Here is a 19,502-nt window from a genome sequence, read left to right on the forward strand (position 1 = left end):
AGGTGCAAAATGACCATCCAAGAAGTCATTAAAAAAATTGACCGCTATCTGAAGAAAGATAATGTCGAGCCTCTTATCGTAGATGTTCAAAACAAGGCAGATTTGGAAGCCATCATGCTCCACTATCAATTGCCCCAAAATGTCTTTCTTTGTGCCTCTGATGCGGCGTTTTGCAAACCTGATGAATTCCCTGTCATCCCCAACATTCTTGAACGCCTTGCTCATGAGAATACCAACTTTTTTGTCAGTGAGATCACGAGCTTCCTCAAGTTAAAAGGCGAAAAGGCCTTGGTGCAAGAATTAAAAGAACTTCTATCTATGAGCACTGAGGGCCATGCAGTTATCCTCACCTTTCAATGTGTGGAATACTTGCATACCCTTATTAAAAATGACAGGCGCCTTGATAGCAGAATTTGCGTTTTAGAGGGGATACCATCCGCTCGTCCTAAGCTGATTTTTACCGCAGAGGGCATTCAACCTACGGACGCAAGTGCGCTGGTAAAAGGGCTTCGAGGCATGGCCAAGGCGGTGGAATCAGCCGCAGCAGAGATTCTATACATCGAGACTGCAAAAAGCAAGGATCAGTATCCGTTTTCGCTCTATACGATCTCAGATTTGAAGAATCCTTATGAAGTATTGTGTCATTTGGACGCAATGACATCTGTACTGCCAGAAAGTTACGGAGATGAAGAGAACTGGCAGTATGCTTTGACAGAGTTTCGGAAATATTCTTCTTGGCAACAGTTGATTTCCGCCCAAATAGGGAGCGTCAACAATTTGGATATTGTTATCTCTACTTACAAACAAAAAGCTTCTAACAAGAAATGGCTTTGGTTGTACTTTATCGGGCTCAAACTGTTCCATGCGGGAAACAACTCCTACTTCAACAAGGCAATAGAAACGGCTACTTCCCCATCCGGGCTGATTCACAGCTTGTATCGTACTATCTTAGAGGAAGATCCGACCGACAAAGACTTTATTTCCCAATATAGACAAAGAAAAGACCTTTTGAATTCCATTGAAAACCCACTTGATGAGGTCAGTGGATTTTGCAAGATAGTCCAAAGCAAGGGGAAATATGCGCTCTGCTACCTGACAGACAATACCCTTCAGGAAAAGGAGCTTATTTTCAAGCTGTTGGATAGATACAGTGAGGACTTCGGGAGAGCAGAACTTCTTGATATATTGGAGCGAATTTATCCTGATCTTCGGGCGTATCTGACAGCGTACCATTTCAAAAGTGAACTGCTTGATAACTATTTCCAGGAGTACAAATATCAGAAGGTTGTCAATAAGATTTTCCCGGACTTCATGACACTTGTCGAAAAGCAAGCAGTCGATCGGGATTATAACAGAATTCTCCCGCCACGCAGTTCTGTGATAGAAGGAATTGATGTAACGGATACCCAGACTTATTTTACAGATGCAATGGGCGTGGAGTATCTTGGCTATATCATGTCCAGATGTCATGCACTTAAACTCATGGCGAAAGTTACTGTGTGCAGATGTGAGCTTCCATCCATCACCAGTCGGAACAAGGAATTTTGGGATGTCCTATCCACAGATCGATTCCCCATCATCTCTGTTGATAAGATAGATAAAATCAAGCATCACGGTGAGGAAGGCTATGATTATAGTCGAGAGGATCGTAAGCTCCCGATTCATTTGATTCGTGAACTGGAGCTGATTGATGAACTCCTGAAGAAAATCAAAACAAACCTCACAAACGGCGACTATCAAAAGGCCATCTTAATTGCAGACCATGGTGCCAGTCGGCTTGCTGTAATTCACGGAACCGAAAATCTATGGGAAATGCAATCAAGCGGGAAGCACTCTGGGAGATGTTGTCCGAAAAGTGAGGTCGATGAGAGGCCGGACAGTGCCACGGATGCGGAAGATTTCTGGGCGCTTGCCAATTATGACCGTTTTAAGGGAAGCCGGAAAGCGAATGTTGAGGTTCATGGCGGCGCAACATTGGAGGAAGTTACCGTACCGATTATCGAGATTTCGTATCTTAACGATGCCGTTGAAGTTAAAATAATGCCGATTGATTCAACTGCAACATTTACGGGTATCCCCGAAATTTTCGTTAGTTTCCGCAAGAAAGCTGCCATTAAAGTATTTTCTACGGAAAAGTTGGTGGATGTCAGCGTCGTAATAGACGGTCATACCTACGAAGCAAAACCGACTGCTGATAATTTCTATGTTGTTGAGGAAATGACTGAAATTCGTCGTGCCAAGACATACAGCGTAGATGTATTTGCCGGTGGAATGCCTGTTGCCACTGGCCTGCCACTTCGAGTGAAAAAAGAAAGCGGCAGCGAAAAGAACATTCTGTAAGGAGGGATACTCGTGACCGAAAAACTTCGGGATTGTTTCGATGAAATGGTCGTCTACAAGGATTTGAAGAAAAGCAACTTCTTTTCTGCGTTAGGTCTGCCATCGTTTTTGAGAGACTGGCTGCTCAAAAAGTTTGCTGATGATGAAGGTAATCTGGACATAGACGAACTTACGGATTTTATCCGCACCTATCTTCCGAATAAAGAAGAATGGGTCAGAATCAAAGATAGAATCATTAACGATAACGAGCGTGTCAAACTCCTGACCAAGATTTCTGTCGATATAAGCATAAAAACCGGAGAAATCACCTTTTCATTGCCCGACTTCGGTTTGACAAATAAAGAAACCATGATTGATGTGTCTACATGGGATCAGTATCGTGGAGAGCTTATCAGTGGGCAGGAGGTCTGGGGTGTGGTCGAGCTCGGCTATCGACCCCCGGATGACACTGCGAAGCCTAAAATTCCAGGGAAAATTCGCCTTACTGGATTTACAAATTTCTGCCCTTATACTATTGACCTTGATTATTACAAGGATGTTCGGAATGAATTTACAACTTCCGAGTGGATTGATGTGCTGTTAGGGGCCATAGATTACAATGCGGGCGGGTATGAAAGTGAGGAACAAAAGCTTTCCATGCTGACACGCATTCTTCCCTTTGTGGAGAAACGCCTCAATCTGATAGAGCTTGCACCCAAAGGAACTGGCAAGTCCTATGTATTTGGCCATGTGAGTAAATATGGTCTTCTAACAGATGGCGGAAAGGTAACTCGGGCAAAAATGTTTTATGATACCGCTCGGAAGACTCCCGGCTTTGTTACCGGCCACGACTTTATCGCAATAGATGAGGTAAAGTTGGTGCAGTTTGGCGATGTGAACGAAATGCGCTCTATCATGCAGGGATATATGGAGTATGGACAGTTTAACATCGGTGGCTACGAGGGGAAATCTGATGCAGGCATCATCTTCCTGGGTAACATCGCACAGGATAATATGGATGAGTGGCAGAATATGTTCTCCGAGCTGCCCTCACTATTTCAAGAAAGTGCATTGGTAGACCGAATCCATGGTTTCATCAAGGGTTGGGATATACCAAGAATGAATGATGATTTGAAGCTGTCCGGCTGGGCGTTAAATTCAGAATACTTCTGCACCATTTTGCACGAGCTTCGCAATGATGTGAGTTATAGAGCGATTGTTGATCAAATTATTGATGTTCCTGATAGGGCAGATACCCGTGACACGGAGGCCGTAAAGCGCATTGCAACAGCATATTTGAAGCTGTTGTTCCCGAATGTGCGGAGCGCACGGGACATCAATCCAAAGGGATTCCAGCAATATTGCCTTCGTCCTGCTGTCCGTATGCGTAAAATCATCAAACGGCAGCTTGGGATTCTCGATGTGGAGTTCAAGGGTAAGGATGTGCCTTCTTTCTCGCTGAAGGAGATTCCTTATGAAAATTGATTGTATCATCTGCGGTAAAAATAATCTTAACAAGAACACCATCGGTATTAACAAAAAACTATTGGGCGAAGACATGGAGAATTTCTACTGTATGGATTGCCTTGCCGAATATCTTGGGTGTACTGTTGAGGAATTGCTTGATAAAATCGAGGAGTTCAAAGAGGAAGGCTGTAAATTATTTGAATGAGGTGGGATTGTGAAGCGTTTTATCTATGCGGATAATGCAGCCACAACACAACTGGATATTGATGCGTTTGAGGCGATGCAACCATATCTTTTAGAAGAATACGGAAACGCTTCGCAGCCCTATTCATTTGCGAGAGCGCCCAAAAAAGCTCTGCGGGAATCGAGGGAAATCATTGCCCAGTGTATTGGCGCTCAACCTGACGAAATATTTTTCACTTCAGGTGGTACGGAAAGCAACAACTGGGCAATAAAGGGAACTGCATTTCTCGACCCGGAAAAACACGGATTTATAACATCAGCCATTGAGCACCATGCGATTTTGCGTCCGTGCGCTGATATTGAAAGAATGGGCTATCCCGTTTTTTATCTGCCGGTAGATTCTACCGGCAAAGTAAATACCGCAACGCTGTCAGAACACATTGCACCGGATACTCGGCTGGTTTCTATTATGGCCGCCAACAACGAGATAGGCTCCATTCAGGACATTCCAGCGTTAGCTGCCATTGCTCATTCCGTTGGCGCAATGTTTCATACCGATGCTGTTCAGGCGGTTGGACATATCAAAATAGATGTGAACGATCTTGGTGTAGATATGCTTTCTGCTTCCGCCCACAAATTCCATGGTCCCAAAGGTATCGGCTTCCTGTATGTCCGAAAAGGGACGCCGCTGGCTCCATACGCAAGTGGCGGCAGTCAGGAAAACCACATGAGGGCGGGCACAGAGAATATCGCATCTATTGTAGGTATGGCGGCTGCATTAAAAAAATGTGTAGATGGACTGAAAGATACAGCGGAGCATTTAACTCGGCTGGAAACCAAACTAATCATGGGCTTGTCAGATGCGAATGTACGATTTTCCAGAAATGGGAGCGCAGCACATATCCCCGGGAACATCAGTCTCTCTTTCCCCGGCTACAGTGGTGAAGCCCTCTTGCACCGATTGGATTTGATGGGAATCTGTGTCTCTACTGGTTCAGCCTGCAATAGCAGAGAAACACAAATATCCCATGTGTTGCAGGCGATTAAACTGGAGCCAGAACTGGCAAAGGGAACAATACGATTGTCGTTAGGAAAGAACAATACAGAAGGCGATATCGACGAAATCGTTGATGCACTTTTGCGAATTTTGAAGTAGAGCTTCTATTGAATACGATAACAATCATCAGCACTTGCTGGATGTGATGAAGTCCCTGTAAGGTGGTGTCATGATGAGCGAAGAACAACCCCTGATTGATTTTAGCCAAATCCCAGAATATGAAATGAAAGCCCTCTGCCGTACACTGCTGCAATCTTGCAGGGAGTTCTATTCCGACCCCAAGAATGTTGAGAAATTTGAACGGTGGAAAGCAGAGCGTGACAAGGAAAACAGAAAAGAGGTGTGATGATGTCAAGGACGATAACCGTAAAAGGAGTTGGCAGAGTCTCCACTCCGCCGGATTACATCGTCATCTCCATGAGCCTTGAAGCGCAGGATACGAACTACGAAAAAGCGATGGAACAGGCCGCACTCCAGATTGACTATCTAAACAAGGCGCTGGAATCTGTCGGATTTAAGAAGAAGTCTGTAAAAACCGTGAATTTCAATGTTCGCACAGACTATGAACGAGTAAAAGACAGAAACGGCAACTATAAAAGCGTATTCAACGGATATATCTGCAATCACCGGCTCAAAGTTGAATTTGATTTCGACACAAGGCGGCTGGCGCAGTCCCTTTCCGCAATCTCAAAATGTCTTGCCAAACCAGAGCTGTCCATCGCCTTCACAGTAAAAGACCCGTCTGCGGTCAACAAGAAGCTTTTGAAATCCGCAACGATCAACGCACGGGAAAAAGCGGAAATTCTTTGCGAAGCCTCGAATGTGGCGCTGGGAGATCTGCTCGCCATCGACTATAATTGGGGCGAACTCAATGTTGTCTCACGCACTGAATATATGCTTGATGAAAAGTGCTTGGCGATGCCGATGGGAGCCATGGCCGATATGGACATCGAACCGGATGACATTGATGTAAGCGACACAGCCACTTTCGTCTGGGAGATTCGATAATCAGAATGTGAGGTGCGGAAATGACTTGGGATGAATATTACGAAAAGTTCTATGACTGGGCGACGAGTACACAGATTCGACGGCTTTCCGCCCTCACCTCCTATGGCTCCCCGGCTGAAGTCACCGAAGTAGCTATGGAATTGTGTGATGAAAAGGCCGCAAGTCGGCTGATAAACAGAGCCTTGGATGCCGGTGTCACCTTTCAAGTCGAGAATATTGAGGATTTGAATTGCTGCGTGGATACAGCGACGATGAAGCGTGTCGTTTCCTCCGTCCAAGGAACACTTTCCGATGAAGCGTTGGATACCCTCACCGGCTGCATGGATGATGAAGTATTCCAGACACTTCTGAAAAAGGCTACGAGCGACCAATATGCACCGGCAACGATTATGGAGTTGGTTGACTGCGCAGATGAAGAGACCTTCAAAACGATGGTAATGAAAGTCACGGGATGCTTTGACGCTGAGCAGCTTGATATTTTGAGGGATTATCTTGACCAGGCAACTATCGAGACTCTGATTGAGAAATCGTTACAGGGCAAGGTGCGGTTCGCTCCGCAGCAAATCATGGAGTGGCTCGATTTTGGAATTTCGGAATCCCTCATTGAAAAAATGTCGCTGACCGCCCAAGGGACATTTGATGCCAATCAAGCTGAGGAGTTGTATGATGTACTCCCAGACGATACATATTTGAAGATTGCGAAAAAGCATCATCTGGAACTTCACAATGAGCCCATCTACGAGGACATATCTTATCAGGAATCCGCAGCACCTCGATTGGGCTTTTGGGGAACGCTATTCGCTGCGATTGCCGGAATCAATGCAGTTTCCCGGCACAGCGAACGACACCAGCATAACGGACATTGTAACGGGGACTGCGCCAACTGCCCTCCCCACTATGGGTATCGCTATGGACGATGGTACTATGGCCACGGTCATCAATACGGCTGCGAGTTTGGAGGTAACAAAGGCGATGGCAGCATGGATTGATGAGGTGCATTGATGTTTGGAAAAAAGAAAAAGGCTCCTGCGCCGGCCTTCGATGTGACGCAAAAGCTGAAGAAAACCTGGTATGGCGGCAAGAAACGGATTCCTACCACAAAGGCGGAACAGCGCAAGATGAATGAGGCAATCCTGAAGGTTTATCCCGAGGCGATTGTCATAGATGATAATGCAAAGCGGCAAAGGGAACTGGATTGGATAGATCGAATTAAGGAATACGATGCCTTGTTCAATGACTAAGGCTATAAAGCCACCGAGAAGATAGCAGAGGGAAACCCGCTACAACATGGTCAGAGCATCCAATTTAATGTAATGATCCGTTTTTATCCAGCATCATTGCCACCTGAAAGATGAACTCTTCCGGTGTCGGTCTGTCGCTTTTGAATGACATCATATCCCATAACTTTTGCGCCTCCTTGTCATGGTGATCGTAAGCATGATCAATAGCCAACTGCATTTCACGGAGTACATTTTCTGGCGTGGTTCCGTTCTCCCTGGCAATTTTCGCAATAATCTCTTCAAAGTTTTTCATGGATATTCCTCCGTCTTTAGACTTTTCTCTTGTTCTTTGGCGCAAGTATAACATCATAAGAATGTCGAAATCACTCACATTTTGACAGAGGAAAAAGAAAAAGCGTGGAAGAGCCGAAAGCTCTTCCACACTCATCTATCTACCAATACAGACACTACTTTTAAGACCCGCATCCTTTCTTCGTGAGGGAGCGCCTCGATGGCGGCAGAAAGCTCCGAAGCAACTCCGGCAGTCGCTCGATCCACCACATCCACCAGAAGGTCATCCGCAGATACGCCAAGCACATTTGCAATCGCTACGAAAGTGTCCATCCTCGGAATCTTGGTTCCGCGTTCAATCACGCTCACATGGGTCGGGCTAATGTCAATGCAGGCGGCAAGATCTTCTTGTGTCATGTTCTTTTTCTCCCTTGCAGCCTTGATTCTTTGTCCAACTGCTCTTGCATCCATCCTGCCACCGCCTCCTTTAGAACTCGCTTTTGTTCTAAAGAATAGTATAGTGGTGATGGCCTGATTCATACAGAATCCAAAGAACGAGGTATAATTCTAAAGAACTGTTTACGCGGATAACTTTCAGCAAAGATAGAAAAATCGAGTATCAGGTAAGGCAGTATTGATTGACTGCGCTTTTGATAGCACGCACCAATCAATCGTTTTTTTCAATCTGCATCCAGCGGCGCACTGACTCGAACAGTGCAGATGGCTTCACGCAAGACCTCATGGTCGAGCTGTCCTGGCGCTGCCGCAGTAATAGTTTACAACACGATCCGCCCCGATGCCCGAATGCCTTGTAGTCTCCACCGCATCGATACTGGTGCCAAAGAACAGAAATTCCCAGCCATATAGGAGGACTCTTCTTCGGTTTGGTCGCAGGGAAAGCAGTAATCACAAAATTCCTCGAAAGCATTCACTCTCGATATCGGCGATCTCATCCAGTGGGATTTTCGTCCCATCGGTCAGAACAAATACTCGCTCATAATAGTCAATCCGTTTCAGACTGCCGGTGTGGGATGTATAGGAGCCTCCGGCCTTCCTCTCATCCGGGACGAAGTAGGTAATGGTGATCTCCGGTCGGTCTGCTATGATGTCCTGAAGGTACTGCTGTTTCCGGTCCAGCTCCTCCCGCACTTCCTCCCCAATCTCCACTTTTGTATCTGTCAGCCGTCCGGTTTCCTGGATGGCATCCTCGTAGCCGGTGAGAGCGGCGAAGGGGGAAAACTGTGCCGCTCTGTCCAGCATGGACATCTGCGGCCTTGTTTTGGAGACATGATGGGGCAGATGGATGATGTCATCATACTGTGTTTTCATGATTTTTGCCCCCCTCAAAAGGTGACCACAATTCCCTTGTGGTCGGATAAACGCTTGTCCACATTCCATTCTTCCAGAACTGGCCGTTTGGTGGTAACCATACTGCTTGACACGGCAATGTGGTCAATGCACTCTGTCTGTCTTTCGGTCAAAAGGGTCAATCCTGTATCACGAAACAAATCCAGAAGCGTTGTCCTTGCGGCCTGTGTGAAACAGTAGTTATCCGAGAAGGAGCAGTTAAAATCTCCGCAGACACATATCCCATCGCCCAATTCGGACAGGCGGCGAATGTCATCACACTGCCGGTGCAGTTGTTCCATGAAGGAAGAATGACGATTGCCCAGCGTACCTATGATTGTCCCATACACCAGCAGATTCCCTTTTTCCGTCTTTAGCTCAGCACAGAGGGCGGTACGCGAATCATAGGTTTGATGCAGCCGAACAACGGGATAGTTGGTGTAAAGCGAGACGCGATTTTCTGTGACGGCATAGGGAATGGTCTTATCTCCCATCAATGATGTGGTCTCGCAGCAGAAGGCATAATCGGGATGCAGCCGCTTGTCTGTCTCGGTCAGCACAAGGATGTCGGCATGGATGCCATCACATAAGCCTTGTATCTGGTCGAGCTGTTTTTTGTGCCTGAGCCGCTCCACATTCCATGTGGCAATTTTCACGCCCTATGCCCTCCAATCTGCCCGTTCCTGTCCTTGGCCGTTGCCCCTTCTTCCAAATTCATTCCCCGGAGGATCGCATTCTTGCCGAACTTCTTCTTGATGGTCAGCATAGCCGTCTGCATTTTCTGCTCCCGCTCCAATTCCTGCTTTTCCCGTTCCTGCTGCGCCTGTTGTGCGGCATAGTCGGTAAACAGGTCGAGCTGTTCAAAGCCCCCGTTTTTCACCGGCGCAGACTCTTTCGGAAGGACATGGTTCGCCACCACATTCAGCCTTCGGATGAGAAGGTTTTTGCCTACAATGCAATCAAACAACTCTGCCGCAGCGCACATTATTTTGCGTGTAGATGATGTGTGTCCGTCCAGATTGATGGTGCCATGGGCGTGTTTGGGGATCTGGCGTCCGTAATGATCCTTCACAACCGCACCGTGGTACTTTGCTTTTCTGGCCGGGTCGGTGAGGTTTTCGATGTCATAGCCCACCGTCACCACCAGCTGATCGGTGACAAGCCCCTTGTCCACCAGATCCAGCGAGAGCATATCGGCCATCTCCCGCAGGACAAGCCGTGCCTTCTCCGCATTGTAGGGACAGTGAAGCACCTGCCCGGAGCCTAAGCTGTTGGAGCTTGGCCTGTATGCCTTGATCGCCTCAATGGTGGTCGGCTCCCAGCCCCACGCATGGTCGATGAGCAACTCCGCATTTTTCCCAAAGAGTTGATACAGTAGGTCCTCGTTGCGCTCGGACATCCGCGCCACATCGCCCATGGTGAACATCCCATGCTCTTCCAGCTTCTTTGCATAGCCACGGCCTACCCGCCAGAAGTCGGTGAGAGGCTGATGCGACCACATGGTCTGCCGGTAGGTCATCTCGTCCAGCTGGGCGATGCGTACCCCGTTTTCATCCGCTGGGATATGCTTCGCCACAATATCCATGGCCACCTTACAGAGAAAGAGGTTGGTGCCGATCCCCGCCGTGGCCGTGATGCCTGTTGTCTCAATGACATCCAGTATGATCTTCATGGCAAGGTCATGGGCAGACAGCTTGTAGGTATTCAGGTAGTCGGTCACATCCATGAATACCTCGTCGATGGAGTAGACCACGATGTCCTCCGGGGCGATGTATTTCAGGTAGACCTCGTAGATCTTTGTGCTGTATTCCATGTAGTAGGCCATGCGGGGCGGGGCGATGATGAAGTCGATTTCCAGCTTCGGGTTTTGTTGCAGCTCAGAGATGAAGTGTGACTTGCCCTCCAGCACTCTGCCCGGAGCGTCGTGCCGCCGTCCGGCGTTGGCCTCCCTGACCCGCTGCCTGACCTCAAAGAGCCGCCCCCGGCCGGAAATGCCATAGCTTTTGAGGCTTGGGGTGACGGCAAGGCAGATGGTCTTGTCAGTGCGGCTTTCATCCGCCACAACAAGATTGGTGTCCATGGGGTCAAGCCCGCGCTCCCGGCATTCCACCGAAGCGTAGAAACTCTTGAGGTCGATTGCGATGTAAGTGCGCTGCTTCATGCTTCGGTACGCCTCCTTTCAGCGGCATCAGCTTTTCTTGGCTTTCTTTTTCCTCTTGGGCGCTGTTGCGCCATAGCTCATATCCAGCAGCATTTTGATCAGTTCGTCCGGCACACTGCCGTCTAAGGCAACCGAGATCCAGTTTGCCTTGTTCATGTGGTAAGCCGGAAAGATGCCGGGTTCTTTCCGCAGTGAGCCGATGAGGATCGGGTCGCATTTGAGGTTTACCACATCAATAACATCCGAGCCTGCCAGACCCAGCTTGTTTTTGGGAACATCCATCACAAGGGCAAACCATTTGCGGTTGCCCGGATGCCGGAAAACCTCGTTGTTGGGGTATTTTATCCACGGGTGGTTTGCCTCACAGGGATAGGTTTCAAGAATATATTGCTTGAACTGTCCCCGATTCATTCTGCAAACCTCCCGCTGCATTGCTCAATAGATGTGTTTTCCAAATTCATATGCCTCTTGCAGATGGTCGGTCTTGTCAATCTGTGGCTTGCCGTTGGTGTCGCCGCAGCCTCCGGCCAATAGCATCCCTCTGTCATGGAATCCGATGTAGTTGACAAGGGTAAACTGATAGTAAGAAACCGCTTGCTCAAATGTCCAGAAGAAATTGTCAGCGGAGGTCATCAGCAAGGCGCAGTCTTTGGAGGGGTATTTCTCATACCGTCCCAACGGCGGGTTGGGATCTTCCTCTGCGATGCAATAAAAGCGCTCGATCAGCGCCTTTAGCTGAGCGGAAATCGTCCAGAACAGTAAGGGTGAGGCAAAGACAATGCAGTCTGCATCCTTAATTTTGGGAACAAGCTCGTTGAAGCTGTCCTTCTGTACGCAAGGCTTTCCATACCGACAGGCGTTGCATCCCATGCAGCCCTTTACTTCCTGTTTTCTCAGTGAAATAACTTCTACGGTATGCCCCGCTTCTTTCGCACCACGGGCAAAGTGTTCCACCAACTGGGCAGTATTTCCGTTGGGTCTGCCGCCCCCTTGGATAATGAGAATGTTTTTCATCCGGAACCTCTTTTCTGCTCTTGATACAGCTTCCAATTTATTCGTACTCCACATCGTTGTCCCGGCACCAGCGCTCTGCCAGCTCCCGGTAGGCATCCGCCTGATAGTCGTACCACAGCTGCTCGATGCCGTGGAAGCGGATGGTCTGCTTGAAGCGCCGGAATGCACCCCTGCCCCGGATCGCTGCGCCGAGTTCGTTTTTCATCCTTCCCGGCGGGAGGTAGTCCACAAAGGAGTCCATGATGCTGTATTCGTGGATATCATATTTTGTCGGAAAATGCAGGAACCGCTTCGGTTCGTTCTCAACCAGAGCGGCAAGCGCCTCGTCGGTCTCACCAGTGACCCACGCATCGGGCAGATAAACCGTTTCGTTGGTTTTGGTGTCGTAGAGCATCGTGTAGGCATCGCTGGCCTGTTCGATTGCGTCTATGACTGTTTGCAGCTTGATTTTCATATGCTCACCGTCCGCAGCACTTTTTGAACTTCTTACCGCTGCCGCAGGGACAGGGATCATTCCGCCCCACCTTCTTCGGCTTAGCAGCAGTTTGAGCCGCTGCAATCTCTTTCAATAAACTCATACGCAGTTCTTCACTTGGCATATCCATCGTCAAGATCCCCTGCCGCAACTCTTCGGGATTCATGGTTCCGTCCGCAATGGCCTGACGGATGTTCGGACCAAAGGAAAGGGATTTGGGGATGCGTTCTTCCGGGGGAAGTAAGGCAAAAAGTTCATCAGGAGTATGCCCTCGGTTGCATTGCATCCGCACATGGTTGTGAAAGGGGGTATAGACCTCGGCAAAATCGCCTACATCCACTTTGCGGCGGAACTCCACGCCAATCTCATCCAACCGGTTCAGCACATCCTCCAATCCGGCGTTCATGCAGTGGAGGCCATAGTAGATGTCTACGAAAACCGCTTCCATCTTGTCCTCCGGCACGGTGGTTTTGGTCAGGAGGAAGGTGCGGAATGCTTCCGCTTCTGGGGTGTTCTCCCAGTAGAAGGGATTGTCGTAGGCCAGAAGCTCCTTTTTGTCCGGCACATAGTAGGGTTTTCCCTGATGGCCCCGTAAGACCTCGTGATAGGGATCAAGATCCTCGTCGATCAGCTGCACGTCGATGACCTCATATTCCATCAGCTCCGTTTCGGGGCCGTCGTAATAGAGTTCAGACTTGCCGAGGATGTAGTAGTCCTCACACTCATGCCGCGCGATTTCGGCAAAGGCCAGAAACTCCTCCCTGGTTACAAGGGATTTATTCTGGGAGGCGATGATCCCATAGAGCTTGTGCAGGGGGATAATGCCGTACAGATTGGCGGCGGCATTAAAATACTTCCGCAGGAGCCGGGAAGTGGCGTCCTTCAGCGGGATCTCCCGATAGAGGGCGTTCAGTTTTCTTCGCCCGTATATCTCCGGCATCGGGATATAATAGGGTTCCTCTCTGCTCATTCCGCTTCCTCCACGATTCCAAAGTCAATGAGAATATTCTTGTCAGCATGGGTAGGATAGACAATGCCGGTCATCTCGTAGGCGTACCGCTTGGTCTTACGGAAATCCTTTGTCCGCTCCGGAGCGAAGGCGGCGGTCTCATACTTTTCGTATTCCGACAGACCGGCGCACTCATCCGCAGCTGCCTTGATGAGTGCGTCGGTCACATCGTAGATGTCTTTTCCATACTCCACAGCCACCAGCTCGTGCTTCTTCACATCCTTGTCCAGATTCCCGAAGGAACGATACAGCAAATATTTCATCTTGATTTTCTCCTTTTCGCTTGTCCCGGCAAAACCATCTCGTTCATTTTAAGAAATCGCTTCGGTGTTCCTGTTCACGGAAGCGATACCCCCTCGTGTTCAGCTCTGAGACCTTGAGCGCCACCAAATTGATGTCCGAAGACATTGCCCGCGCAATCTGGCCCACATCGTAGCCGCCGTATATGTATTCCAGAATTTCCTCGTCTGGAAGGGCGATCTGTGCGGCAAACATATTTGCCTCGTATTCCATGCGCTTGTCTCTCATGTCAAAGATATTGAATTCCTGCAGTCCGCCGGCACGGATTGCATCTTTACGGTGGAGGCGGTCATGGCCGATCTCATGGAGCAGAACAATGTCGTGCATCACGGGGTCGAGATGTTTATTGATAAAGATATAGCGGTTTCGTTCAATGACCATGTATGCGCCTTTTTGACGGGAGAAATCACGAGACATGACGATCAGCCCCAGCTCCCTTGCGATCCGGTCAGCATTTCTCGTGCCGCATTGCCGCACAATACGGTTGGCTTTTTGAATGGCTTCCTCCGCTCGAATCAGCATAGTGGTATCACCCCTTCCGGGCAGAATGGTACTGTTTCAATATAACAGATGAAAAGTCCCATAGAGCGGGCTTACTTCGTTCCTTCCTGCTGTTTCAGATACTTTTGGGGCGTGTATTTCTTGTTTCGCTTCTTCGCATCGATATAGGCTTCCTGAATGGCAAGCATCATCTCATCCATATCTTCTTCTGCCATCTCGCCTCCGGAAAAGGCTACCCTTACTTCTTTTAGCAGTCGCTCGGCGCCCTTCTTGCCCCGATAGCCATATTGCTGCCCCGCCATTGCGATGAAATCGTCGCCCTCGTTGTGCAGATAGTCTGCATCGCAGCCGAGAATCCGGGCAAGAATGCCATACACCTCGCGGTTCTGGGGGTATGTGCTGCCCTTTTCATAGTTGGTGATCGTCTTGAGTCCTACTCCCGCCAGTTTCGCAAGTTCCGCCTGAGTAAGTCCCTTTTCCTTGCGCAGTACGCGGAGCTTTTCTCCGAACCTCATAGTATATCCTCCTACCTGTAAGCGTGATAATATGCAATCTATTTGCGTTTTCCGCCTAAAAGTGCTTGACACAAGCAATCCGTTTACATATAATGATAATACGCAATCGCTTTACGCATTTATTGTATATCGGTTTGCGTGTCCCGTCAAGAGTGCGCAGACCAAAATGTGATGTTCGTTTTCGTTTGGACTGAAATTGGTAACGGACACCGGGCAACGAGAAAGTTGCCGGTGCCCGTTATGTGTAGCAAGGAGTGAGAAACATGAGTGCACACTGCAGGAAAGCCTATGTCTCGGTCAATCTGGATGTGGATCAGGAGGGCGTATTCCATCCGCGCTTCATCCGGTGGAAAAACGGCCTAATTTTTCAGATCGATCAGGTACTCTATAAGTGCCGTGCCTCTTCCAAAAAGGTGGGTGGCGGCGGCATTCGCTATACGGTGCTGATCCGTGGCAGAGAATCCTATCTGTTTCAGGAGGGCAGCAAGTGGTTTGTTGAAGCAAAGGAGACCTAACGATGATCTTATCCCAGAAGAAAATCGAAGAAATTGCAGTAGCCGTAACCAAGGATTTCAATGAGTTCTTTTTCGGCAGCGAAACCAAGGACATCCGACGAATGGCACGAGGGACACCGATTGACCAGTTCGCCAAGGAATACCTTGGCTTGGAAGTGTCGTTTGCCCATCTTTCCCCGGATGGAAGCATCTGTGGTCTGACCGCCTATGCGGATACCGAGTATATCACGGAAGAGATGGGCGTGAAGCGAACCATCCCACTCAGGAAAAATCAAATTCTGATGGACACCAACTTTATTCAACCCGGACAAGTCCAAAAGCTCTGCGGCAAGAGACGCTTTACCCTTGCCCATGAGTGCGCACATCAGATTTTGTTCCAGATGGAAAGTGAAACTGCGCAGTCAGCCTATGCAAAGAAATACTCGGCACGGACAGTGTATTCGCTCCGCGACTTAAAGACTCGCGAGGACTGGAATGAATGGCAGGCTAATGTCCTTGGCGCGGCCATCCTTATGCCGCAAAAAGAAATTGATCTTGCCATGTGGTATTTTGCCGGTGGCAAGAAGTTAATCAATTACGAGGGGGTGTTCGCATATCGTGACAAGTTATCACTGTCTCTTTTGTGTAGGCAGTTTGCCGTGTCGAAGTCGGCGGCTGTAATCCGGCTGAGACATCTCGGTTACATTGAGGATCGTCCGTACCGGGAATATTCAGATCCCTTGGAGGTGTGGGCATGAAAAAGAATATCCGCATCTCTGAGCCGTCTGAGGAAATGATGGAGAAGATCCGAAAAGCGCGTCATGCCATCGCAAACCAAAAAACAAGGATGGTGAAATGTCCCTTCTGTGGACACAATTCAATCGCTGTATTTGAGGACACCAGAGGCCATGTCCAAGCAAAGTGCAAACGCTGTGGACAGGAGACCGTCTTTAATGTCCTCAGTATGAGACGGTTAAAACTTCGCTTTTATCAAGACCGATAAGGGCAGAGATTAACAAATAAATATTGATAGCTGTGCTGTGGAGCCGCTGACTGGTGAGTCTTCCTAATGCCGCATGATCAGATGTTTCCAAAATGGAAACACCTGATTTATCGGTATGGAATTACACGCTCACCGTCATGCGGCTCTTTTTGTTGCCTCGTCATTCCGCTGCTTCGCACCAGCGGAAAGGACGAAGCAATGAAAGGAATCCCGAAAACCCCAGTCGAGTTCGACTATGACCTCTGGACAACGGAGGACGGCAAGTGCATGGTGCGGATCAAGGCTACTGGCGAGGTAACAGAGGTGGAGCGCACTGTGATGCAGGTGTTGCGTTCGGAGGAAAAGCGGTTCCGTCGAGCAATGTCACTGGATCAGGAAGCGGATAGAGACGGCATATCCAAACCAACGATTCTATCGCTGGATGTGCTCCCTGAAGATGTGACAGACTCCAACTGGTTGGCTGATACGGTCGATTACACAGAAGAAATCTCCACGAAGCTGCTGGAACAAAGACTGCGAGAGAGCCTGACTCCTACCCAATATGGAATTTACCAGGCTTGCATTCTGAATGGGATCAGTTACAAGGCTTATGCGGATCAAATGGGAGTCAGTTATCAGAGCGTCCAGAATGCAATCCGACTCATTCAGAAAAAAGCGAAAAATATTTTTGGGTGATGGTTGTGATTTGCTGAAAAAATGTCCGTTGTAAAGTGAAGGGGTTCTTCGGACGCCTTCATTGAACCTTTTCAACTGAATATCCGGCAGCTAAATAACATCAGCGGATGAGCGAGCGATGCGGACGGTGCGCGATGACCACCTGTAGGGGAGAAAGGGGCAAAGCCCTCTTTCTCTTCTATCAATGACGGCCAATAAGGTGCCCAGCGGGTCCACCGATCCAAAAGCAGGCGTGGCAGTCTGTTTCGTCAAGACCTCATCCGCCTACAATGGTACCCCTGCCCAGCCACAGTCTCAAGCAATGGGGGCAGCTCGGAGAGATCCTCGGAGGGGTTCGATTCCCGGAGTGCGGCGCCCGCCGCAGTTTAGATGTCCGCCCTGGCCTGGGGAAGTAGTGTCGAATACAGGCAAAAAAAGACGAACAATCGTCTTGATATCAGAAGCAATGGGGGTCACCCACTATGTAGCGAAGTAAGCCAACACTGCCGCAACCAGACGGGGTGGCCCCTATTTTTGTGGTATCAATTCAATTTTGCAGTTAGGAGGGATCACACCATGATTACCATGTCACAAACCAAAAGTGCAAACTATCTGTTTATCGTGGTCGTGCTGAAATCGATGCGGAACAGCGGTGTGATCACCGCCGCTGAATACGAGCGAGCCAAGCGATATTACCAGAAGCTTACCGGCTCGGATCTTGTTATTGCGGATTAGGATGTCAGGACGGCATCGTCTAATCTGATGGAGTTTGCACGGCGCAGTCTGTTGACTATGTAGAAATTTCCTGATCTGCATTTATTCAATGGATTTTATCTTCTTCTTGAATATAATGTTGCTTGAACCGTAAAAGTGGATTGTACCAAAATGTAGTACAATCCAAAATTCAGCCAGAAAGGGGATTCTGCTGATGCCACAGGCCAAACTCATCTCGCCCATCACCAGACAGGAAATTCGGAAAGTCCGAGTCGCTGCCTACTGCCGGGTATCTTCCAATTCAGCAGATCAGCAGAACTCCTATGCCAACCAGATTCGGGTCTATACCAGCCTCATTCAGAGAAAAAAAGAGTGGGAACTGGTGGAGATCTTCGCGGATGAAGGGCTGTCTGGCATGAAAGCGCAGAACCGAACCGAATTCCAGCGAATGATCAAGATGTGCGAACAGCACCAAATCGACCTGATCGTCACCAAGTCCGTCTCCCGCTTCGCCCGAAACGCCAAGGAGTCTCTGGAATATGTCCGGAAGCTGAAGCTGCTCGGCGTGGGGGTGCAGTTCGAGAAAGAGGGAATCTACACTCTGGCCCTCGGGGATGAAATGCTCCTCAATACCTTCTCTGCCATTGCGCAGGAGGAGTCCAAGGCTATTTCCCAGAACCAGCGGCTTTCCATCGTGAAACGGATGCAATCGGGTGAGTATGTGGACAGCAACGCTCCATACGGTTTCCGGCTGGTGGAAAAGGCACTGGTGGTCTATGAACCGGAGGCGGCCATCGTCCGCATGATGTTTGAAAACTACCTGAGCGGCCAGTCTACATCGGAGATCGCCCGCGACCTTAACAGCCGCGGCATCAAAACTAAGACCGGGAAATCCCTCTGGCGCTCCACCAAGGTGGCGTACATCCTTGGGAATGAACGGTATTGCGGCGATTGCAAATACCAGAAAACCTACCGTGACACCACAGTCCCGTTCAAACAGTTCCGAAATCGAGGCCAGGAGGATATGTTCTACGCCTCCATGACCCACGCTCCGCTCATTGACCGAGAAACCTTCGACAAGGTCCAGACCCTCCTGAAAAAGCGTCAGGATATCTTTGGGAAATCCACAGCGCAAAATATCTATCCTCTTACGAGCCGCATTCAGTGTTCTGAGTGCGGCTCGTATTTTCGCAGGCGGCAGGTTTCCGGGACCGCCAAGTGGGGATGTTCCAAACACATTCAGGATCGCACCCAATGCGACTCGAACTACTACAGTGAGGATCGGATCTATGATGCCTTCATCGCCATGGTCAACAAGCTTCGGTTCTCCGAATACGACATTCTGGGTCAAACCCTGCTCCGCCTGGAATCCGCCGAGCTGAAACAAAAGCGGAAAAACACAGCCGCAAGGGAGATCAGCCGGAGCATCGCAGATCTCAATGCCAAGCTGGTGATGGTGGAACAGCTCCATGCAAAAGGATACCTCAAAGACGAGGTCCACAAAGCTCAGGTGCAGGATATCAACGACCAACTGCGCCAACTGAAGCGTGAGCGCCAGTGTGAATTCTCCTCGGGCATCACCGATATAATCGAGGAAGTGACACGGCTGAAAAAACTGCTGGAGGAGTTGGAAGAACCCCTGGACCGATTCGATGAAAAGCTGTTTGCCGAGATTGTCCAGGCCATCCGCATCACCCGCCGGGATGAAATGACGGTCACCCTCATCGGCGGGCTGCGATTTACAGAAATGCTCTGACGGAGAGGAACCTC

General features: G+C 49.1%; 26 protein-coding genes. 14 read left to right on the forward strand and 12 right to left on the reverse strand.

The annotated features are described in order from the left end of the window. Positions 1–9 precede the first annotated feature (9 nt). The 8 genes from pglZ (at position 10) to ACTQ3V_RS06325 (ending at position 7,275) form a co-directional block, all read left to right on the forward strand. Positions 10–2,340 (forward strand): BREX-4 system phosphatase PglZ, encoded by a 2,331-nt coding sequence (gene pglZ, locus ACTQ3V_RS06290; RefSeq protein WP_071430725.1) that lies wholly within the window; start codon positions 10–12, stop codon positions 2,338–2,340. A 12-nt stretch (positions 2,341–2,352) separates the two neighbouring features. Next, on the forward strand, positions 2,353–3,804 hold the full coding sequence (gene brxL, locus ACTQ3V_RS06295; protein ID WP_076944459.1) for a BREX system Lon protease-like protein BrxL: 1,452 nt from the start codon (positions 2,353–2,355) through the stop codon (positions 3,802–3,804). Next, positions 3,794–3,991, forward strand: a complete 198-nt coding sequence (locus tag ACTQ3V_RS06300) for a hypothetical protein (protein WP_071430723.1) — start codon at positions 3,794–3,796, stop codon at positions 3,989–3,991. The genes brxL and ACTQ3V_RS06300 overlap by 11 nt, the downstream gene beginning before the upstream one ends. Positions 3,992–4,000: 9 nt before the next feature. Then, positions 4,001–5,125, forward strand: a complete 1,125-nt coding sequence (locus tag ACTQ3V_RS06305) for a cysteine desulfurase family protein (RefSeq protein WP_235821954.1) — start codon at positions 4,001–4,003, stop codon at positions 5,123–5,125. A 70-nt stretch (positions 5,126–5,195) separates the two neighbouring features. Next, entirely contained in the window at positions 5,196–5,372 is a 177-nt protein-coding gene (locus ACTQ3V_RS06310) for a hypothetical protein (RefSeq protein WP_172724600.1), read from the forward strand. Positions 5,373–5,374: 2 nt separating this feature from the next. Continuing rightward, positions 5,375–6,034: an SIMPL domain-containing protein gene (locus tag ACTQ3V_RS06315; protein WP_083389885.1), complete on the forward strand. Its 660-nt coding sequence runs from the start codon at positions 5,375–5,377 to the stop codon at positions 6,032–6,034. Positions 6,035–6,054: 20 nt separating this feature from the next. Continuing rightward, entirely contained in the window at positions 6,055–7,023 is a 969-nt protein-coding gene (locus ACTQ3V_RS06320; protein WP_071430717.1) for a hypothetical protein, read from the forward strand. A 12-nt stretch (positions 7,024–7,035) separates the two neighbouring features. Then, on the forward strand, positions 7,036–7,275 hold the full coding sequence (locus ACTQ3V_RS06325) for a hypothetical protein (protein WP_441466779.1): 240 nt from the start codon (positions 7,036–7,038) through the stop codon (positions 7,273–7,275). A gap of 64 nt (positions 7,276–7,339) precedes the next feature. Here ACTQ3V_RS06325 and ACTQ3V_RS06330 read toward each other — a convergent pair whose 3' ends face one another. From ACTQ3V_RS06330 to ACTQ3V_RS06385, 12 genes are all read right to left on the reverse strand, one after another. Further along, positions 7,340–7,567, reverse strand: a complete 228-nt coding sequence (locus ACTQ3V_RS06330; RefSeq protein WP_071430713.1) for a sporulation initiation factor Spo0A C-terminal domain-containing protein — start codon at positions 7,565–7,567, stop codon at positions 7,340–7,342. A 131-nt stretch (positions 7,568–7,698) separates the two neighbouring features. Beyond that, a complete protein-coding gene (locus ACTQ3V_RS06335) occupies positions 7,699–8,016 on the reverse strand; it encodes a helix-turn-helix domain-containing protein (RefSeq protein ID WP_071430711.1) in 318 nt (105 codons plus the stop codon). Positions 8,017–8,451: 435 nt separating this feature from the next. Then, entirely contained in the window at positions 8,452–8,874 is a 423-nt protein-coding gene (locus ACTQ3V_RS06340) for a YolD-like family protein (protein ID WP_087233705.1), read from the reverse strand. Positions 8,875–8,888: 14 nt separating this feature from the next. After that, entirely contained in the window at positions 8,889–9,548 is a 660-nt protein-coding gene (locus ACTQ3V_RS06345) for an endonuclease/exonuclease/phosphatase family protein (protein WP_071430708.1), read from the reverse strand. Then, the gene (locus ACTQ3V_RS06350) at positions 9,545–11,053 is read right to left on the reverse strand and encodes a Y-family DNA polymerase (RefSeq protein ID WP_087233708.1); all 1,509 of its coding nucleotides are present in this window, start codon (positions 11,051–11,053) and stop codon (positions 9,545–9,547) included. The genes ACTQ3V_RS06345 and ACTQ3V_RS06350 overlap by 4 nt, the downstream gene beginning before the upstream one ends. A gap of 27 nt (positions 11,054–11,080) precedes the next feature. Continuing rightward, on the reverse strand, positions 11,081–11,464 hold the full coding sequence (locus tag ACTQ3V_RS06355; protein WP_071430704.1) for an MmcQ/YjbR family DNA-binding protein: 384 nt from the start codon (positions 11,462–11,464) through the stop codon (positions 11,081–11,083). A 24-nt stretch (positions 11,465–11,488) separates the two neighbouring features. Beyond that, positions 11,489–12,067, reverse strand: coding sequence for a flavodoxin family protein (locus ACTQ3V_RS06360; protein ID WP_071430702.1), 579 nt, complete (start codon positions 12,065–12,067; stop codon positions 11,489–11,491). A gap of 37 nt (positions 12,068–12,104) precedes the next feature. Continuing rightward, entirely contained in the window at positions 12,105–12,521 is a 417-nt protein-coding gene (locus ACTQ3V_RS06365) for a UPF0158 family protein (protein WP_071430700.1), read from the reverse strand. A gap of 4 nt (positions 12,522–12,525) precedes the next feature. Continuing rightward, positions 12,526–13,512, reverse strand: coding sequence for an SEC-C metal-binding domain-containing protein (locus ACTQ3V_RS06370; RefSeq protein ID WP_071430698.1), 987 nt, complete (start codon positions 13,510–13,512; stop codon positions 12,526–12,528). Then, entirely contained in the window at positions 13,509–13,814 is a 306-nt protein-coding gene (locus ACTQ3V_RS06375) for a carboxylate--amine ligase (RefSeq protein WP_441466780.1), read from the reverse strand. Before ACTQ3V_RS06375 ends, ACTQ3V_RS06370 begins: the two co-directional genes overlap by 4 nt. 43 nt (positions 13,815–13,857) lie before the next feature. Continuing rightward, positions 13,858–14,373: an ImmA/IrrE family metallo-endopeptidase gene (locus ACTQ3V_RS06380; RefSeq protein ID WP_071430693.1), complete on the reverse strand. Its 516-nt coding sequence runs from the start codon at positions 14,371–14,373 to the stop codon at positions 13,858–13,860. A 71-nt stretch (positions 14,374–14,444) separates the two neighbouring features. Beyond that, on the reverse strand, positions 14,445–14,867 hold the full coding sequence (locus tag ACTQ3V_RS06385; protein WP_071430691.1) for a helix-turn-helix domain-containing protein: 423 nt from the start codon (positions 14,865–14,867) through the stop codon (positions 14,445–14,447). A gap of 263 nt (positions 14,868–15,130) precedes the next feature. Here ACTQ3V_RS06385 and ACTQ3V_RS06390 point away from each other — a divergent pair, with 263 nt between their 5' ends. The 6 genes from ACTQ3V_RS06390 (at position 15,131) to ACTQ3V_RS06415 (ending at position 19,488) form a co-directional block, all read left to right on the forward strand. Then, a complete protein-coding gene (locus ACTQ3V_RS06390; RefSeq protein WP_071430689.1) occupies positions 15,131–15,382 on the forward strand; it encodes a hypothetical protein in 252 nt (83 codons plus the stop codon). 2 nt (positions 15,383–15,384) lie between these two features. After that, the gene (locus ACTQ3V_RS06395; RefSeq protein WP_441466781.1) at positions 15,385–16,119 is read left to right on the forward strand and encodes an ImmA/IrrE family metallo-endopeptidase; all 735 of its coding nucleotides are present in this window, start codon (positions 15,385–15,387) and stop codon (positions 16,117–16,119) included. Next, a complete protein-coding gene (locus ACTQ3V_RS06400) occupies positions 16,116–16,364 on the forward strand; it encodes a hypothetical protein (protein WP_071430685.1) in 249 nt (82 codons plus the stop codon). The genes ACTQ3V_RS06395 and ACTQ3V_RS06400 overlap by 4 nt, the downstream gene beginning before the upstream one ends. Positions 16,365–16,562: 198 nt before the next feature. After that, positions 16,563–17,039, forward strand: a complete 477-nt coding sequence (locus tag ACTQ3V_RS06405; RefSeq protein WP_071430683.1) for a hypothetical protein — start codon at positions 16,563–16,565, stop codon at positions 17,037–17,039. Positions 17,040–17,594: 555 nt separating this feature from the next. After that, positions 17,595–17,753 (forward strand): SHOCT domain-containing protein, encoded by a 159-nt coding sequence (locus ACTQ3V_RS06410; protein ID WP_140400354.1) that lies wholly within the window; start codon positions 17,595–17,597, stop codon positions 17,751–17,753. A gap of 193 nt (positions 17,754–17,946) precedes the next feature. After that, the gene (locus ACTQ3V_RS06415; RefSeq protein WP_087233714.1) at positions 17,947–19,488 is read left to right on the forward strand and encodes a recombinase family protein; all 1,542 of its coding nucleotides are present in this window, start codon (positions 17,947–17,949) and stop codon (positions 19,486–19,488) included. The last annotated feature ends 14 nt before the right edge of the window (positions 19,489–19,502 follow it).

This window comes from Candidatus Agathobaculum pullicola, assembly GCF_052117205.1.
Taxonomy (GTDB): domain Bacteria; phylum Bacillota; class Clostridia; order Oscillospirales; family Butyricicoccaceae; genus Agathobaculum; species Agathobaculum pullicola.

Bases quoted from the DNA above. Each gene is read 5' to 3' on its own strand.
- pglZ (WP_071430725.1), top strand. From the start codon at position 10: ATGACCATCCAAGAAGTCATTAAAAAAATTGACCGCTATCTGAAGAAA.
- ACTQ3V_RS06300 (WP_071430723.1), top strand. From the start codon at position 3,794: ATGAAAATTGATTGTATCATCTGCGGTAAAAATAATCTTAACAAGAAC.
- ACTQ3V_RS06310 (WP_172724600.1), top strand. From the start codon at position 5,196: ATGATGAGCGAAGAACAACCCCTGATTGATTTTAGCCAAATCCCAGAA.
- ACTQ3V_RS06315 (WP_083389885.1), top strand. From the start codon at position 5,375: ATGTCAAGGACGATAACCGTAAAAGGAGTTGGCAGAGTCTCCACTCCG.
- ACTQ3V_RS06320 (WP_071430717.1), top strand. From the start codon at position 6,055: ATGACTTGGGATGAATATTACGAAAAGTTCTATGACTGGGCGACGAGT.
- ACTQ3V_RS06325 (WP_441466779.1), top strand. From the start codon at position 7,036: ATGTTTGGAAAAAAGAAAAAGGCTCCTGCGCCGGCCTTCGATGTGACG.
- ACTQ3V_RS06330 (WP_071430713.1), bottom strand. From the start codon at position 7,567: ATGAAAAACTTTGAAGAGATTATTGCGAAAATTGCCAGGGAGAACGGA.
- ACTQ3V_RS06335 (WP_071430711.1), bottom strand. From the start codon at position 8,016: ATGGATGCAAGAGCAGTTGGACAAAGAATCAAGGCTGCAAGGGAGAAA.
- ACTQ3V_RS06340 (WP_087233705.1), bottom strand. From the start codon at position 8,874: ATGAAAACACAGTATGATGACATCATCCATCTGCCCCATCATGTCTCC.
- ACTQ3V_RS06350 (WP_087233708.1), bottom strand. From the start codon at position 11,053: ATGAAGCAGCGCACTTACATCGCAATCGACCTCAAGAGTTTCTACGCT.
- ACTQ3V_RS06355 (WP_071430704.1), bottom strand. From the start codon at position 11,464: ATGAATCGGGGACAGTTCAAGCAATATATTCTTGAAACCTATCCCTGT.
- ACTQ3V_RS06360 (WP_071430702.1), bottom strand. From the start codon at position 12,067: ATGAAAAACATTCTCATTATCCAAGGGGGCGGCAGACCCAACGGAAAT.
- ACTQ3V_RS06365 (WP_071430700.1), bottom strand. From the start codon at position 12,521: ATGAAAATCAAGCTGCAAACAGTCATAGACGCAATCGAACAGGCCAGC.
- ACTQ3V_RS06370 (WP_071430698.1), bottom strand. From the start codon at position 13,512: ATGAGCAGAGAGGAACCCTATTATATCCCGATGCCGGAGATATACGGG.
- ACTQ3V_RS06375 (WP_441466780.1), bottom strand. From the start codon at position 13,814: ATGAAATATTTGCTGTATCGTTCCTTCGGGAATCTGGACAAGGATGTG.
- ACTQ3V_RS06380 (WP_071430693.1), bottom strand. From the start codon at position 14,373: ATGCTGATTCGAGCGGAGGAAGCCATTCAAAAAGCCAACCGTATTGTG.
- ACTQ3V_RS06385 (WP_071430691.1), bottom strand. From the start codon at position 14,867: ATGAGGTTCGGAGAAAAGCTCCGCGTACTGCGCAAGGAAAAGGGACTT.
- ACTQ3V_RS06390 (WP_071430689.1), top strand. From the start codon at position 15,131: ATGAGTGCACACTGCAGGAAAGCCTATGTCTCGGTCAATCTGGATGTG.
- ACTQ3V_RS06395 (WP_441466781.1), top strand. From the start codon at position 15,385: ATGATCTTATCCCAGAAGAAAATCGAAGAAATTGCAGTAGCCGTAACC.
- ACTQ3V_RS06400 (WP_071430685.1), top strand. From the start codon at position 16,116: ATGAAAAAGAATATCCGCATCTCTGAGCCGTCTGAGGAAATGATGGAG.
- ACTQ3V_RS06405 (WP_071430683.1), top strand. From the start codon at position 16,563: ATGAAAGGAATCCCGAAAACCCCAGTCGAGTTCGACTATGACCTCTGG.
- ACTQ3V_RS06410 (WP_140400354.1), top strand. From the start codon at position 17,595: ATGATTACCATGTCACAAACCAAAAGTGCAAACTATCTGTTTATCGTG.
- ACTQ3V_RS06415 (WP_087233714.1), top strand. From the start codon at position 17,947: ATGCCACAGGCCAAACTCATCTCGCCCATCACCAGACAGGAAATTCGG.